Genomic DNA, 15,331 nt, shown 5'->3' on the forward strand with positions numbered 1-15,331 from the left:
GCCGCCCAGCGCGGGAGTCGAAGCCCAGCCCCGCGCCTGCACCCTCCCCTCCGCCGGTGAGGGTCTTGACCTGACCGCGACGACTCCCAGAGGAGTGGGCGGCCTCGCGGATCGGACATCAAACGGACCGACGGCCCGGTGTCTTAGTGGGTTGACCTTGAGAGACGGGAGGCGAAGGTCAAGGAGGCGGGGAGTCGCGGAGAAGGCCCGGACCGCAGACCAGAACCAGGCACGAATGATCCAGGACGGACAGCGCTGTCACCCAGCCTTTTCCCAGCTGGGTGCGCTCCCACCACCCCCCAACCGAGACTTTCTCGCCCTCCCTGTTGACAGCGCTGTCTAACCAAGCGCAGGATCCCCCCCAGGACCTGATGTTTCCGGTGTGTTAAGGCCGGACGGCGCTCGCGGTGGAGGTGGTTGAGCGATGACCGAGTTCCCCACCGGGCGCCCGACCGTCTACGACGTCGCCCGGGTGGCAGGCGTCTCCATCAAGACCGTGTCGCGGGTCGTCAACCGGTCCTCGGGTGTCTCCGACAAGACCCGGCGGCTGGTGCTCGAGGTGGTCAACGACCTCGGCTATGTCGTCAATCCGGCAGCTCGGAGCCTGGTCACCGGCAGCAGTTCCACGATCGGCGTGATCGTGGATTCGATCGCTGACCCGTTCTTCGCCTCGCTGGTTTCGGTGGTTGAGGTGCGGGCGCTGGCGGCCGGGTTCAGCACGCAGGTGGCTTCGACGTGGCGGGATCCGCAGCTGGAGCGGGATCAGCTGCTGCGGATGACGCGGGAGAACATCAGCGGTCTGTTGCTGGCGCCGACGATGGGTGACCACGACTACTTCGCCGCGACCGTCAAGGATGTGCCGGCCGTGCTGGTCGACCGGGGGTGGCCGGGCTCGGGGCTGGACGTGGTCGGGGTGAATGACCGTGCCGGCGCTCGGGCCGCTGTGGAGCAGTTGCTGGGGCTGGGGCATCGGCGGATCGCGTTCCTGGGCGACGACTCGAAGCTGACGACTACCGCGCATCGGCGTGCGGGATATCTGGACGCGCTGGACGCCGCGGGTCTGTCGGTGCCGCCGGAACTGGACCGGCACTCGTTGCTGATGGCCGATCCGGGCGGCAAGGCCGTGTTCGAGCTGCTCGAGCTGGATGAGCCGCCGACCGCGTTGTTCTCGTCCAACTCGCGGACCAGCCTGGGCGCGGTGCGTGCGCTGCACAAGCGCAGGAGGACCGACGTCGCGATGATCAGCTTCGGGGACTTCGATCTGGCGGACGCGCTGGAGCCGGGCATCACCGTGGTCGACCACGATCCGGCCTTGATCGCAACGGCGGCCGTGGATCGGCTGCTGGCCCGGATCGGTGGGACCGATCTGGTGCCGACCGAGATTCTGTTGCCGACGCCGCTGGTGAAGCGGGGATCCGGGGAGTTGTCATGCAGCCCGTCTTGATGCCGCCGAACATCATCGACCACTTCTATCTCGGTGGGGAGCGGCTGGCCGCGTTCCGGAACACCGTGCAGTCCTCGGAGCGGAGCCCGGAGGAGTGGCTGGCGGCGACCGTGCACCGGGCCGGTGACCCGGGTGTCGGGTTGAGCCGGCTGGCCGACGGGTCGCTGTTCGCGAAGCTGGTGGAGGCTGATCCGGAGGGCTGGACGGGGTTCGCGCACGGCGGCCCGGGTGCGGGGCCCGCCGACACGGGACTGCTGGTGAAGTTCCTGGACGCGGGGCAGCGCCTTCCTGTGCACGTACACCCGACGCGGTCTTTTGCTCTTGATCATCTGCACTCGTGTTATGGCAAGACCGAGGCGTGGCACATCCTCGATGTGCGCGGGGACGATCCGGCTGTGTGGGTGGGTTTCCGGGAGGACGTCGACGCCGGTGAGCTGGCCGCGCGGGTGGACGCTCAGGACTCGGAGTGGCTGCTCGGCCACATGAACAAGATCGCGGTGCGGCCGGGTGACGGGATTCTGGTGCCGGCGGGGCAGCCGCATGCCACCGGCGCGGGGATCTTCCTGGTCGAGGTGCAGGAGCCGACGGACTTCTCGATCCTGCTGGAGTGGTCGGTGACCACGGCTACGCGCGACGAGTCGCACCTGGACCTGGGGTTCGGGACGGCGTTGCGCGGGGTGAGCCATCGGGCGGTCGGGCCGGACGAGCTGGCGACGCTGCGGCATCACCTCGATCCGGCGGCGCGCGACGGTGGGCTGATGCGGGCGCTGCCGGCCGCGGCGGATGCGTTCTTCCGGGTCGAGGTGGCTGCCCCGGCCGGCGGCTCGGTCGAGGTGCCGCGCGGCTTCGCCGTCGCGATCGTGCTGGACGGTTCCGGCGAGGTGGGCTGGTCCGGCGGTGTGCGGAGCATGACCAAAGGCCAGGTGTACGCGGTGCCGGCCGGCCTCGGCGACTGGACGGTTTCGGGCTCGACGCGGCTGGCGATCTGCCGGCCCGGCGTGGGGTGGCCCGACCTGACGTGAAGCACTTGTAGTTCCCCCCGACGGAGGTGCGACATATGACAGCAGTTCTCAAAGCGGAGGGCCTGACCAGGTCCTTCGGACATGTGATGGCCCTGAACGGCGCTGATTTCGAGGTCGGGCTGGGCGAGGTGGTCGCCCTGATCGGGGACAACGGCGCCGGTAAGTCCACTCTGGTCAAGGCGCTCACGGGCAACCTGGCGCTGGACTCGGGGGTGATCGAGTTCGACGGGCGGCCGGTGACACTGGACTCGCCGACGACCGCGAGCCGGCTGGGCATCGAGGTGGTGCACCAGGATCTGGCCCTGGCGCCGCATCTGAACCCGGCACAGAACATGTTCCTGGGGCGGGAGATCCCGGCCAAGGGTGTGCTCGGGTGGCTGGGCTTCATGGACAACAAGGAGATGCGGGACCGGACGCGCGAGCGGCTGGCCGATCTGGGCGGCACCGTGCGCTCCCTGAGCTCCCCGGTCGGCTCGATGTCCGGCGGTCAGCGGCAGCAGATCGCCATTGCCCGGGCGATCGCGTGGGCCGACAAGGTGGTCTTCCTGGACGAGCCGACCGCCGCGCTGGGCGTGGTGCAGACCAAGAACGTCCTCGATTCGATCAAGCGGGTGCGGGACCGCGGCATCGCCGTGGTGCTGATCTCGCACTCGATGCCCGAGGTGCTGGAGATCGCCGACCGGGTCCAGGTGATGCGGCTGGGTCGGCGGGTCGCCACGTACGACGGCAAGGAGACCAACGTCGAGCAGCTTGTCGGCGCCATGACCGGCGCTTTGAGCCTCGGTGAAGTAAGCAACGGAAAGGAGGCGGCGTGACCACCACGGCTGCGACCGACGTCGAGAAGACGACGGACGACGACGAGTCGGGCACCGTCCTTCAGCGGCTGGCCGGCACCCAGGCGGTGTGGATCCTCGGGGTGCTGGTGGTGATCGTCGCGTTCTTCGCGATCTCCGGCGGCGACCGGTTCCTGTCCACCGCCAACTTCTCGCTGATCAGCCAGAACCTGGCCGTGCTGGCGGTGCTCGGCGCCGGGATGACCTTCGTGATCATCACGTCCGGCATCGACCTGTCGATCGGTTCGGTGCTGGTCTTCGCCTCGGTGATCTCGGCCAAGCTGATGTCCGAGATGGGCGGGGACGGCGCGGGCGTCGTCATCGTGGGCATTCTGGCCGCGGTGGTGGCCGGCGCGGCCTGGGGCTTCTTGAACGGTTTTCTCATCGCGTACGCGAAGATCCCGGCCTTGATCGTCACTCTCGGCACGCTGTCGGCGGCGCTGGGGCTGGCCTACGTGCTGAGCAAGGGCATCAACATCACGGTGGGCGCCGAGTCGCTGACCGACTTCGGCATCTACACCCGTTTCGCCGGGTTGCCTGCGCTGCCACTGCTGGCGCTGGTGATCGTGGTCATCTTCGGCATCGTGCTGCACCGGACCCGGTTCGGCCGGCACACCTTCGCGATCGGCTCCAACCAGGAGGCGGCCCGCCGGGTGGGCATCCGCGTCGACCGCCACCTCATGCTGATCTACCTGATCACCGGGGTGCTCGGCGGCATCGGCGCGGTGATGTACCTGGCTCAGTTCGGCACCACCACGATCGGCGGACAGTCGCTGACCAACCTCAATGTGATCGCCGCCGTGGTGATCGGGGGCACCTCGATCTTCGGCGGCTACGGCTCGATGTTCGGCACGATCGTCGGTCTCTTCATCCCGGCGATCCTGCAGTCCGGCTTCGTGATCATCGGCGTCGACCCCTTCTGGCAGGGCGTCGCCGTGGGAGCCGTGCTCATCGCCGCCGTCTATGTCGACCAGACCCGCCGCGCCGCAGCACAGCGTGGCGCCCCCCGTGTGAAGCAAGCAAAGGAAGGTACGAAGTAATGAAGAGAGCGAACATTCTGGGGATCATCACCCTGAGTGCCGCGGTCGTGGCCTCCTCGGCGGCGTGCTCGTCCACCAAGGACGAGTCGACCGGCGGTGGTACCGGCGTCGTCACCCAGCCGTCGACGTCCGAGTCGTCGGCCGCCCCGGAGATCCCGCTGCCCACCAAGGCCAGCAAGAACTACAACATCACGTTCATCCAGGGCGTTCAGGGCGACGCGTTCTACATCAGCATGCAGTGCGGCATCCAGGAGGAGGCGGCCAAGCTCGGCGTCACCGTCAACACCCAGGGCCCGCAGAAGTTCGACCCGACCCTGCAGAAGCCGATCTTCGACTCGGCGGTGAACGCCAAGCCGGACGCGATCCTGATCGCGCCGACCGACGTCAAGGCGATGCAGGCGCCGCTGCAGGCGGCCGCGGCCAACACCAAGATCGTGCTGGTGGACACCTCGACCGAGGACCCGTCGTACGCGGTCTCCGCGATCGCCTCGGACAACGAGGGCGGCGGCAAGGCGGCCTTCGACGCGATCAAGCAGCTCGCCCCGCAGGGCGGCAAGGTGCTGGCCATCTCGGTCGACCCCGGCATCTCCACCACGGACGCCCGGGTCAAGGGCTTCTCCGAGGCGGCCGCGGCGGACGGCAAGTACCCGTACGTGGGTGTGCAGTACTCGCACAACGACCCGGCCACCGCGGCCCAGCTCGTCACCGCGGCGCTGCAGAAGGACCCGGACATCGTCGGCGTCTTCGCGGCGAACCTCTTCGCCGCGCAGGGTTCGGCGACCGGCATCCAGCAGGCCGGCAAGAAGGGCAAGGTCAGCGTCATCGGCTTCGACGCCGGCCCGGACCAGGTCAAGGCACTGAAGGACGGCACGGTGCAGGCACTCATCGCGCAGCAGCCGGGCTACATCGGCAAGGTCGGCCTCGGCGAGGCCGTGGCGGCGCTGGACGGCGGTCAGGTGACCAAGAAGGTCCAGACCGGGTTCTCGATCATCACCCAGCAGAACATCGACGGGGACCAGAAGGACGCCGCCTACAAGGCGTCCTGCTGATCGAGGGTTGATCCGGGGTTCAGCGGTTGCGGTTGCCGCGGCTGCTGACCCCGGGCTCCCGGTCGGAGGTGGGCCGGCCGATGGCCTTGCCCCGGTTGCCGGCCATGCGGGCGGCGGTCTTCCGCATCGACTCGGCGCGTGCGGCCAGGTTGGTCGTCGGGCCGTCCTCGATGCGTGGTTCGGAGTGACGCGGCATCCGCAGCGGGAACTCGATCACCACGCCGCCTGAGGCTTCGGCCGGAGGCTCGACGGGCTCGGGCTCGGCCGCCGTCGCGCTCACCATGTCGGCGATGCGGGCCGCGAGATCGGCCGCACGCGTGGCGACCTCCGGCTCAGACCGGAGGGCCTCCTGCTCGGCCCGCTCCGCGAGCAGCGCACGCGCCGCGTCGGCGGCCTGGCCGGGACGGTAGTTGATCAGGCGGGTGCTCTCCGCCCGATCGAGGAGAGGCGTCGCCTGATCGAGAGGCGCCGGCTCGGTGACCTGGCCTCGCGCAGCGGGGCGGGCCACCAGCATCGCGCCGAGCATCGACACGGTCTGGCCCTCGCCGCCCTGATGGTTGCGGAACTCGGGGCCGATCAGCAGACGCGACAGCATCCGGATCTTGCTGGTGTCGAGGCCCAGCTTCGCCGCGTTGTCGATCCGGAAGCGCGTGATCACCTGACGGATGGTGTTGGCCACCCGGTCGGCGTCGGACACGGTCGCCAGGTCGCCGCCCGCGAAGACCAGGGCAGGGAAGGTGCCGTCGGCGCCGTTGCAGACCAACTGGATCTGGGTGGCCGCCGCGCCGCGCGTGCCGCTGCGGTCGCCGGGCTGCACGCGCAGGTGCTGCGGCCAGAGCCAGCGCAGCTCGCCGGAGCGCACCTTGCCGGCTGTGCCGTCGCCGGCGCCTGGTCCGTCGGACGGCGTCGAGAACCCGCGCCCCTCCGGAGCGTGTGCGTAGATCACCCGGCGGTCGGTGACCAGGACTTCGGTCGTCTCGGGGAGGGTCCAGCGCGGCATCGAGGCCGCCTCGTCGAACGCGTACTCCGCGACGCCGCAACGCCCGCGCCACATCTCCCGCTCGCCGCCCTCAAGAGGGCCGAACACGTCGCCCCCGCCGGAAGAGGGCGCGGAGGGGGACAGGAAGTGCTGATCGAACATGCGCGCGCCCTCCCGTCGGCACCACGGTCCGGTTCGCCGTGGCCGCATCGATTACATCGGTGCAACATCGACGACGACAAGTCCGCGCGCCGGTAAATTGCCGGTTGGCAAATAGACGACACTTGGAGCCTGGCGAATCGGCACCTTCGGACGATAAGGTTCGCGCCCCATGGTCACCCGTGAGCGATGACATGGTCACCCACGGGCGCTGAAAAGTCCCGCCGGCGGTTCCGGCGAGGCGACCGCGTTCGCGTCGGCGACAGCGGCGGCGCCCCCGGCAAAACGGTCCAGATCAGACTCAACGCGCCCCGGGAACCAATCGCCCGCCGCCCGCCGGGCAAGATCGGCGACCGGCGGCGGAGTCCGCCCGGCCACCACGACCACGTTGCCGAACCGGCGGCCGCGCAGCACCCCGGCGTCCGCGATCAGGCACGCCTCCGGCAACGCGGACCGGATCGTGGCGATCTGTGCCCGGGCGTGCCGCAGGGGCGGTCCGTCCGCGACGTTCGCGATCAGGAAACCGCCGGGGCCCAGAACCCGGGCCACCTCGGCGAAGAACTCGGCCGACGCCAGATGCGCCGGCGTCCGCGCACCGGCGAAGACGTCCAGCACGATCACGTCGTACCCGCCGCTCGTGGCCCCGCTGACGACCTCGCGCGCGTCGCCGACGCGTACCCGAATCTTGGCCTTTTGATCCCAGGGAAGCTCGCGCCGCACCAGCTCGACCAGCTCACCGTCGATCTCCACCACCCGCTGCGGCGAACCGGGCCGCGTCGCGGCCAGGTAGCGCGGCAGCGTCAGCGCGCCGCCACCCAGATGCAGTGCCCGCAGCGGTTGCCCGGGCGGCGCCAGCAGGTCGAGAGCGGTCGCCATCCGGCGCACGTACTCGAACTCCAGATGGGTGGGATCGGCGAGATCGACATACGACTGCGGGGTGCCGTCGATGCGCAGGGTCCACGAGGCGGAGCGGTCCGGATCGGGCACCAGCTCGGCCCGGCCGGCGCTGATCACCCTCTGACGTCTGGGCACGCGGACAAGTATCCGCGCCACTAGATTGACCTCCCATGTTGACCCGGGCCCGCGTGGCGACCTCGATCATGTTCGTGGTGCACGGGTCGGTGACCGGGACGTTCGCGGCCCGGCTGCCCTGGATCTCCGACCACGTCGGCGTTGCGGCCGGAGGCCTGGGTGTGGCGCTGCTGATGCCCGGCGTCGGCGCGCTGATCGCCATGCCGCTGTCCGGCCGTCTGGTGCACCGCTACGACCTGCGCACCCTCACCCGGATCCTGATGCTGTTCTGGTGCGCCGCCCTGGTCCTGCCGTCGCTGCCCACCTCCTTGCCGCTGCTCTGCGCGGTCCTGGTGCTCTACGGCGCGACCGCCGGACTCGCCGACGTGGCGATGAACGCGCACGCCGTGGTGATCGAGGAAGGTTACGGCCGGTCGGTGATGTCCGGCTTCCACGGCTGGTGGAGCGTCGGCGGCCTGGCCGGGTCGTCGGCGGCCGCGCTGGCGGCGAAGTTCGGCGTGGACGGGCGGGTGCACTTCGCCGTCACGGCCGTGGTGCTGTGCCTGATCGCCCTGGTCAGCGCCGTCTGGCTGCTTCCGCACCGGCCCGAGCCGGGCAGCGAGGAGCCGCCCGCCTTCGCCTTGCCGTCCCGGGCCGTGCTGGCGATCGGAGTGGTCGGGCTGTGCGCGGTGTTCGCCGAGGCGGCCGGGCTGGACTGGTCCGCGGTGTACGTGCGCAACGTCCTCGGCGGCGCGGCCAGCACCGCCGCGCTGACCGTGGCCATCTTCTCGGTGAGCATGGCGGCGACCCGGTTCGCCGGCGACGCGGTGGTGCGCCGGCTCGGTGCGGCGCGGACCGTACGGATCTCCGCGGCGTGCGCGCTGGCCGGTGCGGTGACCGTCGTGCTCGGCGACCGGGTGCTGCTCGCGATCGTCGGGTTCGGGCTGATCGGGGTCGGCATCGCCGTCGTGGTGCCACTGGTCTTCGCGGCCGCCGGACGCCTGGACGGGCAGCCGGGTCGCAACATCGCCGGGGTGGCCGGCATCGCGTACGGAAGTGGTCTGATCGCCCCCGGCGTGCTCGGCGGCATCGCGCACGTCTCGTCGCTGACGATCTCGTTCATCCTGGTCGCGGTCCTGCTCGCCGCGATGGCCGTCGCCGCGGGAGCGCTCCGGGCGAAGAACACCTAGGGTGGATCGCGTGAACGACGTCAAGAGCTTGACCCAGGCCGAGGCCCAGGAGCGCGCCGCCCTGCTCGAGGTGGAGCGGTACGACATCGCGGTGGACCTCACCGACCTGCCCACCGGTCCACGGGTGCGCAGCGTCTCGACGATCACGTTCACCTGCCGCACACCCGGGGCGGCGACCTTCGTGGACGCCGCCGCCACCGTGCTGCACGCCACCCTGAACGGTCGCGAGCTCGGTCCCGCCGCCGACGGCCGGGTGCCGCTCACCGACCTCGCCGCGACCAACACGCTGGTCGTCGAGTGCGAGCAGGCGGACACCCACGACGGGTCCGGCGTGCACAAGGCGGTGGACCCGGCCGACGGCGAGGTCTACCTGTGGATGACGTTCGAGCCGGACGAGGCCCGCTGGGTGTGGGCCTGCTTCGACCAGCCCGACCTGAAGGCGCCGCACGCGTTCACCGTGACCGCGCCGGCCGGCTGGACGGTGACCAGCAACTCCGGCGCCGCGAAGGTGACCGCGTCCGGGTCGTCGCAGGTCTGGGCGTTCCCGGCGACGCCGCGGCTGTCGCCGTACAACACCGTGATCAACGCCGGGCCGTTCTACGAGCTGCGGCGTCAGGTCGAGGGGTACGACCTGGGCCTGTTCTGCCGCCGGTCGCTGGCGGCCGTCCTCGACCGGGACGCGGACAAGCTGTTCACGGTGACCGAACAGGGCCTGCGCTTCTTCGGCGAGCAGTTCGGCATGCCGTTCCCGCAGGCCCGCTACGACCAGGTGTTCATGCCCGAGTACGGCGGCGCGATGGAGAACTACGGCTGCGTCACCTGGGCCGACTCGTTCCTGCGCCGGGCCGAGCCGACCCCAGCCGAGGACGAGCTGCTGGCCAAGGTGCTGCTGCACGAGATGGCGCACATGTGGTTCGGCAACATCGTCACCATGCGCTGGTGGGACGACCTCTGGCTGAACGAGGCGTTCGCCGAGTTCGCCTGCAACTGGGCGGCCGCGGAGGCCACCGAGTACACCGACGCCTGGGCCGGGCACCTCGCCGACGACAAGCTCGAGGCGTACATCGCCGACCAGGGCCCCACCTCGCACCCGATCAGCGTCGAGATCTCCGATGTCGCCGAGGCCGCGTCGATCTTCGACTCGATCACCTACCCCAAGGGCGCCTCGGTGCTGCGCCAGCTGCAGGTCTACGTCGGCGAGGAGGCGTTCCGCACCGGCATGACCGCGTACTTCGCGCGCCACGCCTGGCAGAACACCACGCTGCAGGACCTGATCGACGAGCTCGCCGCGGTGAGCGGCAAGGACCTGAACGCGTGGCGGGACGGCTGGCTGGCCACGGCCGGCACCGACCGGCTCTCGCTGGAGACGGCCGGCGACCAGCTGATCCTGGTCGGTCGCGGTCCGGCGGGCCCGCCCCGCCCGCAGGTGCTCGCGGTGAGCGCCTATCAACGGCAAGATCAGGCTCTGGTACGCACGGAGCAGGTGCGCGTCGAGATCCAGTCCGAGCGGACCCCCGTCGACCTGCCGGTGGGCGCCGACTTCTACCTGGTCAACGACGATGACCTGACCTTCGCGACGATCCGCCCCGCGGCGCCCGACCTGACCCCGCTGCTGCCCACGGCGATCGCCCGCGGGGTCGGCGTGGCGACCAGCTGGGACGCGCTCGTCACCGGCGAGGCGACCGCCGCCGAGACCGCCGCCTGCCTGGCCGCCGTGCTGCGGGTCGAGACGGCGCCCGCCGTGATCGAGCCGTACCTGCGCCTGGCCGGCGACGTGGCCGAGTACTGGGCCGGCTTCGACCGCGCCGCGATCGCCACCGAGGTGGCCGACGTGTGCCGCGCGCTGGCCGGTCAGCCGCCCCGACGGCAGATCGCGCTGCGCGCCCTGGCCCGCGTCACCACGGACGTCGACGAGCTGATCGCGGCCGCCGGCGACGACGTCGACCTGGGCTGGCGCGCGCTGGTCCGCAAGTCCGAGCTGGGCGGCGACACGGCCGCCGAGGTGGATGCGCTGCTGGCCCGCGACCCCGACCCGGACGCCAAGTTCCGTGCCCTCACGGTCCGGGCGGCGTCGCCGGACCCGGCGGCGAAGGCGGAGATCTGGCAGGCGCTGACCGTCGACCGTTCGGTGCCGATCGGCTCCTTCGGCCTGGTGGCCACCGCCCTGTGGCGTCCCGGCCAGGACGACGTCCTCGCCCCGTACGCCGACAAGTACCTGGACCTGCTGCCCAACCTGCACCGCAGCGGCATGATCGTGGCGATGTACTTCACCCGCCGGCTGTTCCCGGTCTTCACGATCGACGAGGCGTGGCTGGCCCGGGCTCGCGAGGCGGCGGCCGGCGACGTGGCGCCGGTGGTCCGCAAGACCTTGGCGGAACGAGCAGACGAGGTCTCCCGCATGCTCCGCACCCGTTCGCTGACCAAGGCCTGACCCGCCGTGGCCGTCTCCCGCTCCGGCGACTGGTGGCAGGGCGAGAACGACGACGACCTGGCCGTGTACGTCCGCTCGTTCCGGGCGGGCGGCCACGACGTGGCGGAGACTCGCGGGCTGACGTGCCCCGCCTGCGGCTCGTCCACCTTCGGCGTGATGGTCGACGACGACGAGGGCGTGGCCGTCGCCGGCTGTCTGTCGTGCGGCGCGCAGGTCCCGGTCGGCGACAGCGCCGACCACATCGCCGACACGGACGTCGACCTGGGCGAGTGCGCCTGCCCGTGCGGCAACGAGTCCTTCTCGGCGGTGATCGGCTACGCCATCGGCGACGACGGCGAGGTCCGCTGGCTGAGCCTGGGCCTGCGCTGTCAGATCGACGGCATCCTCGGCGTCTACGCCGACTGGAAGATCGACTACGCCCCGACCGCACATCTGATCCTTCCGCCCGCCTGACCTGCCGATTCATCCGGGGACCGAGTCGCAGCAGGCGCTCGACGATCTCCAGGCGGATCTGCCCGCCGCCGCGGGCGCCTCGCTGACCGTTGTCGTGCGGGCGCCGGCTGGGACCACGCCGGCCACGGCGGCGGTCAAGAATCAGGTGGCCGCCGTCGTGGCGCGACCCTGCTGGCTCGACCGAGCACCCCGCACGTCGACATCGAGGGCGCCGAGCTGCGGGTCAGGGCTTCGCCGGACGAGCGGGAACTGACCCGGGTCTGACCCGGGTCAGCGGGCCGGCTCAGCGGGCCGGGACGAAGCAGCGGCCGTCGGCGATGCGTTCCTCGTGGGCCGCGTGGGCCCGGCCCAGCAGGAGCATCAGCTCGTCCTCCTCGCGGATGCGCTTGCGGTACTTCTCGGGGAGCTGCTTGATGTGGCCCTCCTCGACCTGGAGCTTGTGGAAGATCTCGTCGCAGTAGGCCGGGTCCTGCTCGATGCTGAGGAACTCGTTGGCGTGGCGGCGGGCCGCCGCCACGTACGTCTGGGCTCGGCCCTTGGGGCTCAGCAGGCTCGCCACGACGGTGACGACGAGGACGAGGATGATCACGGCGAGGGAGAGGCTGGTGCTGATCTCGACCACGTCGATGTGCTCGCCGCTGTTGATGAACGGGATGTTGTTCTCGTGCATGGCGTGCAGGATCAGCTTCACGCCGATGAAGGCCAGGATCGCCGCCAGGCCGTACGACAGGTAGATGAGCCGGTCCAGGAGGCCGTCCAGCAGGAAGTAGAGCTGGCGCAGGCCCAGCAGGGAGAACGCCGTCGCGGTGAAGACCAGGTAGACGCTCTGGGTGAGGCCGAAGATCGCGGGGATCGAGTCCAGGGCGAACAGGATGTCGGTGCCGCCGATGGCCACCATGACCAGGAGCATGGGGGTCATCACGCGCTTGCCGTCCTGCACGGTGAAGAGCTTGTCGCCGTCGTACGTGTCCGAGGTGCGCAGGAAGCGTCGCGCGAGGCGGATCATGATGTTGTCGGAGGAACGCTCGTCGCCGTCGTCGCTCTTCAGCAGGTTGCCGGCGGTGACCAGCAGGATCAGGCCGAAGAGGTAGAACACCCAGGCGAACCGGTTGATCAGGGCCGCGCCCAGGAAGATGAAGCCGGTGCGGGCGATCAGCGAGAAGACGATGCCGAAGAGCAGGACCTTCTGCTGGTCGGCGCGCGGCACCTTGAAGCTGCCCAGCAGGACCAGGAAGACGAAGAGGTTGTCGACGGACAACGCCTTCTCGGTGACCCAGCCGGCGTAGTACTCGGCGCCGGCGTCCTGGCCGCCGAAGACGAACACGCCCAGGCCGAAGAGCAGGGCGATGCCGACGTAGATCGAACTCCACAACGTCGCCTCCTTGAGGGAGGGGATGTGTGCTCGGCGGACGTGGAAGTAGAAGTCGAAAGCCACCAGGCCGGCAATGCCGGCCAGAGTCAACGCCCAGACCAGTCCGGACACCTGCATCGCGCCACTCCCCAAACGTGCACCGCGGCTGTCACTCGCGGCGCGATGATCTCAGCTGCGAGGCCGTCAGGAACAGGGTTTCACGGAGGTCTGCGTCCCGCAGGTCGGCACCCCGCAGGTCGGCTCCGGTGAAATCCGCCCGCCTCAGGTCGGCCTCTCTGAGGTCGGCGCCGATCAGCAGCGCGCCCCGGAAGTTGGCGCCGCGCAGGTCGCGGCCGCGGAACTTGCGGCCGATCAGGTTGGCGCCGCGGTGGTCCGGTCGCGGCCCGGACCCGGCCCGCGCGAGTTCGCTGGCCCGCTGGAGCAGCGGATTCACCCGCCGCCGGTGTGCGTCCAGGTCGAGGGCGGCGAGCTCGTCGGCCGTGCCCCGGGTCAGCTGCTCGGTCTCGGCGAGCGCTGCGCGCAGCTTGTCGTGTACGCGAGCGGCGGCGTCCAGAGCGAGCGCCTCGGTCAGGTACCAGAGCAGCTCGTGCAGTTGCCGCATCCGGGGCAGGGTGGCGAACATCGCACCGGCGATCCCGGGCGTCGACCGCCAGTCCCGGCCGCCGAAGGTGTCCTGGGTCACGTGCTGACCGGCCCCGAAGCAGTCGAACACCACGCAGCCGGGGAAGCCGCGCTCGGGGAGCCGGTCGTGGATGCCGCACCGGAAATCGTCCTGAAGGTTGGGGCAGGCTCGGCCGGCCGGCTTGTCGATAGCGAAGTCGGAGGACTTCGCGAAGGCGGGAGCAACGCAGCAGAGGCCCGCACATCGGGCGCAATCGGCGGCGAGTTCCACCGGCTTTGAAGGCATGAGTCCAGGTTTAGCATTTAACGCTCCGTACTGTCGATCCGGTTGCAACACCTAGTACGACCAGCCAATAAGCGTGACCGCCCCGGATGATCAATACACAGAGTTATTTCCCATACGCTGCCCGGGACACCCGAGCGATGGCAGTCGCCCTGCCGTAGGAGAACCTGTGATGCGCGTACGTTCCACGCGGCTTGCCGCCTCGCTGGTCGCGGGGGCGCTGGGACTGGGCACGGCGCTGATCGGCGCGAGCCCGGCCATGGCCGCCACCGTCCCCACCCTGACCGGCCCGGCGAGCGTGGTCGGCTGGACCTGGGCGACCCTGCACGGCAAGGCCGACCCCGGCGCGACGATCCGGCTGCGCGAGGCGGCCTACGTCTACCGCGACGACATGGACTACGCCACGCAGTTCTTCCCGGAGGACGTCGTCCAGACCACCGCCGACAGCAGCGGCAACTTCACGCTGAAGCGCCGGCTGGACTCGGGCTTCACGTTCGTCGCCGAGGCGGACAACAACGCCAGCCTGCGGTCGGCGCCGATCAACGTCGGCATCGTGGTCAAGCCCAGCCTGGACCTGAGCGTGTCCGGCACCAACGTGACCGTGACCGTGGAGTCCGAGCCGGGCCAGGCGTTCCTGCCGGTGCAGGTTCAACGCCAGTCGGGCAGCACGTGGACGACCCTGGTCGAGGGCCAGACCGCGGAGAGCGGCAGGTACTCGACCGTGCTGACCGGCCAGAGCGGCGCGCAGAACTACCGCGCACTGGTCGGCCCGGACCCGACGAACATGGTGCTGATCGGCGCCTCGGTGGTCGTGGGCATCAACGGCGGCGTGCCGAACCCGCCGACCGATCCGACCACGCCGCCGACCACCCCCACCACCCCTACGACGCCCAAGCCGCCGGTCGTGACGCCGCCGAAGCCGACGACGCCCGGGACGATCACGCCGAAGGCCGGTGACGTCCGCTTCTCGCTGGTCGTCTACGACCCCGCGGGCAAGGACACCACGAAGAAGCTCAACCAGGAGTACGTCCGGATCACGAACTACACGACCAAGACGTTCAACCTGAAGTACTGGACGATCAAGGACCGGGCCGGCGCCACCTACCGGTTCACCACGAACGTCTACCTGCGCGGCTACAAGAACCTCTACATCCCGACCGGCAAGGGCACCAACGGCAAGCCGTCCAACTACCGCTACTGGGGTCGCGGCTCGTTCGTCTGGAACAACGGCGGCGACAGCGCCTACCTGCGGAGCGGCTCGAACAAGCTGATCGACAGCTGCGGCTGGAGCAAGGTCGGCAAGGGCAAGACCTACTGCTAGACCCAACGTCGTTCAGTTAAGCCGGTGTGGTGATCGTCAAGGCGTGTCTGAGACGTAAGCAGCGGAGCTCCTGTATAGAGGGTGGTCACTCTAAGACGCCCTGAACACGGGAGCTCCGCTGGC

General features: G+C 70.0%; 12 protein-coding genes and 1 pseudogene. 9 read left to right on the top strand and 4 right to left on the bottom strand.

Annotation, left to right across the window (positions count from 1 at the left end; genetic code table 11):
* Positions 1-424 precede the first annotated feature (424 nt).
* Genes QSK31_RS15120 through QSK31_RS15140 form a run of 5 tightly spaced genes read left to right on the top strand, consistent with a single transcriptional unit; the run spans position 425 to position 5,388 of the window.
* Positions 425-1,444, top strand: coding sequence for a LacI family DNA-binding transcriptional regulator (locus QSK31_RS15120; protein WP_285684432.1), 1,020 nt, complete (start codon positions 425-427; stop codon positions 1,442-1,444).
* Positions 1,429-2,466 (top strand): class I mannose-6-phosphate isomerase, encoded by a 1,038-nt coding sequence (locus QSK31_RS15125; RefSeq protein WP_285684433.1) that lies wholly within the window; start codon positions 1,429-1,431, stop codon positions 2,464-2,466. Before QSK31_RS15120 ends, QSK31_RS15125 begins: the two co-directional genes overlap by 16 nt.
* A 35-nt stretch (positions 2,467-2,501) precedes the next feature.
* Complete coding sequence (locus tag QSK31_RS15130; RefSeq protein ID WP_285684435.1) at positions 2,502-3,281, top strand: ATP-binding cassette domain-containing protein; 780 nt, start codon at positions 2,502-2,504, stop codon at positions 3,279-3,281.
* Complete coding sequence (locus QSK31_RS15135) at positions 3,278-4,339, top strand: ABC transporter permease (protein WP_285684436.1); 1,062 nt, start codon at positions 3,278-3,280, stop codon at positions 4,337-4,339. The genes QSK31_RS15130 and QSK31_RS15135 overlap by 4 nt, the downstream gene beginning before the upstream one ends.
* Positions 4,339-5,388, top strand: a complete 1,050-nt coding sequence (locus QSK31_RS15140) for an ABC transporter substrate-binding protein (protein ID WP_285684437.1) — start codon at positions 4,339-4,341, stop codon at positions 5,386-5,388. The genes QSK31_RS15135 and QSK31_RS15140 overlap by 1 nt, the downstream gene beginning before the upstream one ends.
* 19 nt (positions 5,389-5,407) lie before the next feature.
* On the opposite strand, the gene QSK31_RS15145 is transcribed toward QSK31_RS15140, so the two are convergent.
* The gene (locus QSK31_RS15145) at positions 5,408-6,529 is read right to left on the bottom strand and encodes a translation initiation factor 2 (RefSeq protein WP_285684438.1); all 1,122 of its coding nucleotides are present in this window, start codon (positions 6,527-6,529) and stop codon (positions 5,408-5,410) included.
* Positions 6,530-6,724: 195 nt separating this feature from the next.
* Positions 6,725-7,558 carry a spermidine synthase gene (locus QSK31_RS15150; RefSeq protein WP_285684440.1) on the bottom strand — a complete coding sequence of 278 codons (834 nt, stop codon included), beginning with the start codon at positions 7,556-7,558 and terminating at the stop codon, positions 6,725-6,727.
* A 35-nt stretch (positions 7,559-7,593) separates the two neighbouring features.
* On the opposite strand from QSK31_RS15150, the gene QSK31_RS15155 reads away from it, so the two are divergent.
* From QSK31_RS15155 to QSK31_RS15165, 3 genes are read left to right on the top strand one after another with little or no spacing between them, the layout of a single operon-like run.
* A complete protein-coding gene (locus QSK31_RS15155; RefSeq protein ID WP_285684442.1) occupies positions 7,594-8,727 on the top strand; it encodes an MFS transporter in 1,134 nt (377 codons plus the stop codon).
* A 10-nt stretch (positions 8,728-8,737) separates the two neighbouring features.
* The gene (gene pepN, locus QSK31_RS15160; RefSeq protein ID WP_285684443.1) at positions 8,738-11,158 is read left to right on the top strand and encodes an aminopeptidase N; all 2,421 of its coding nucleotides are present in this window, start codon (positions 8,738-8,740) and stop codon (positions 11,156-11,158) included.
* Between the two features lie 6 nt (positions 11,159-11,164).
* On the top strand, positions 11,165-11,611 hold the full coding sequence (locus QSK31_RS15165; RefSeq protein ID WP_285684446.1) for a hypothetical protein: 447 nt from the start codon (positions 11,165-11,167) through the stop codon (positions 11,609-11,611).
* 502 nt (positions 11,612-12,113) lie between these two features.
* Here QSK31_RS15165 and QSK31_RS15170 read toward each other — a convergent pair.
* Positions 12,114-13,100, bottom strand: a pseudogene (locus QSK31_RS15170) (TerC family protein); the annotation flags it as partial.
* Positions 13,101-13,131: 31 nt separating this feature from the next.
* On the bottom strand, positions 13,132-13,890 hold the full coding sequence (locus QSK31_RS15175; protein WP_285684448.1) for a pentapeptide repeat-containing protein: 759 nt from the start codon (positions 13,888-13,890) through the stop codon (positions 13,132-13,134).
* Between the two features lie 169 nt (positions 13,891-14,059).
* Between QSK31_RS15175 and QSK31_RS15180 the strand changes: the two genes are divergently transcribed.
* Positions 14,060-15,208 carry a lamin tail domain-containing protein gene (locus QSK31_RS15180; RefSeq protein ID WP_285684449.1) on the top strand — a complete coding sequence of 383 codons (1,149 nt, stop codon included), beginning with the start codon at positions 14,060-14,062 and terminating at the stop codon, positions 15,206-15,208.
* Positions 15,209-15,331: the final 123 nt, after the last annotated feature.

The sequence above is a fragment of the Actinoplanes sp. NBRC 103695 genome, from assembly GCF_030269485.1.
Taxonomy (GTDB): Bacteria; Actinomycetota; Actinomycetes; order Mycobacteriales; family Micromonosporaceae; genus Actinoplanes.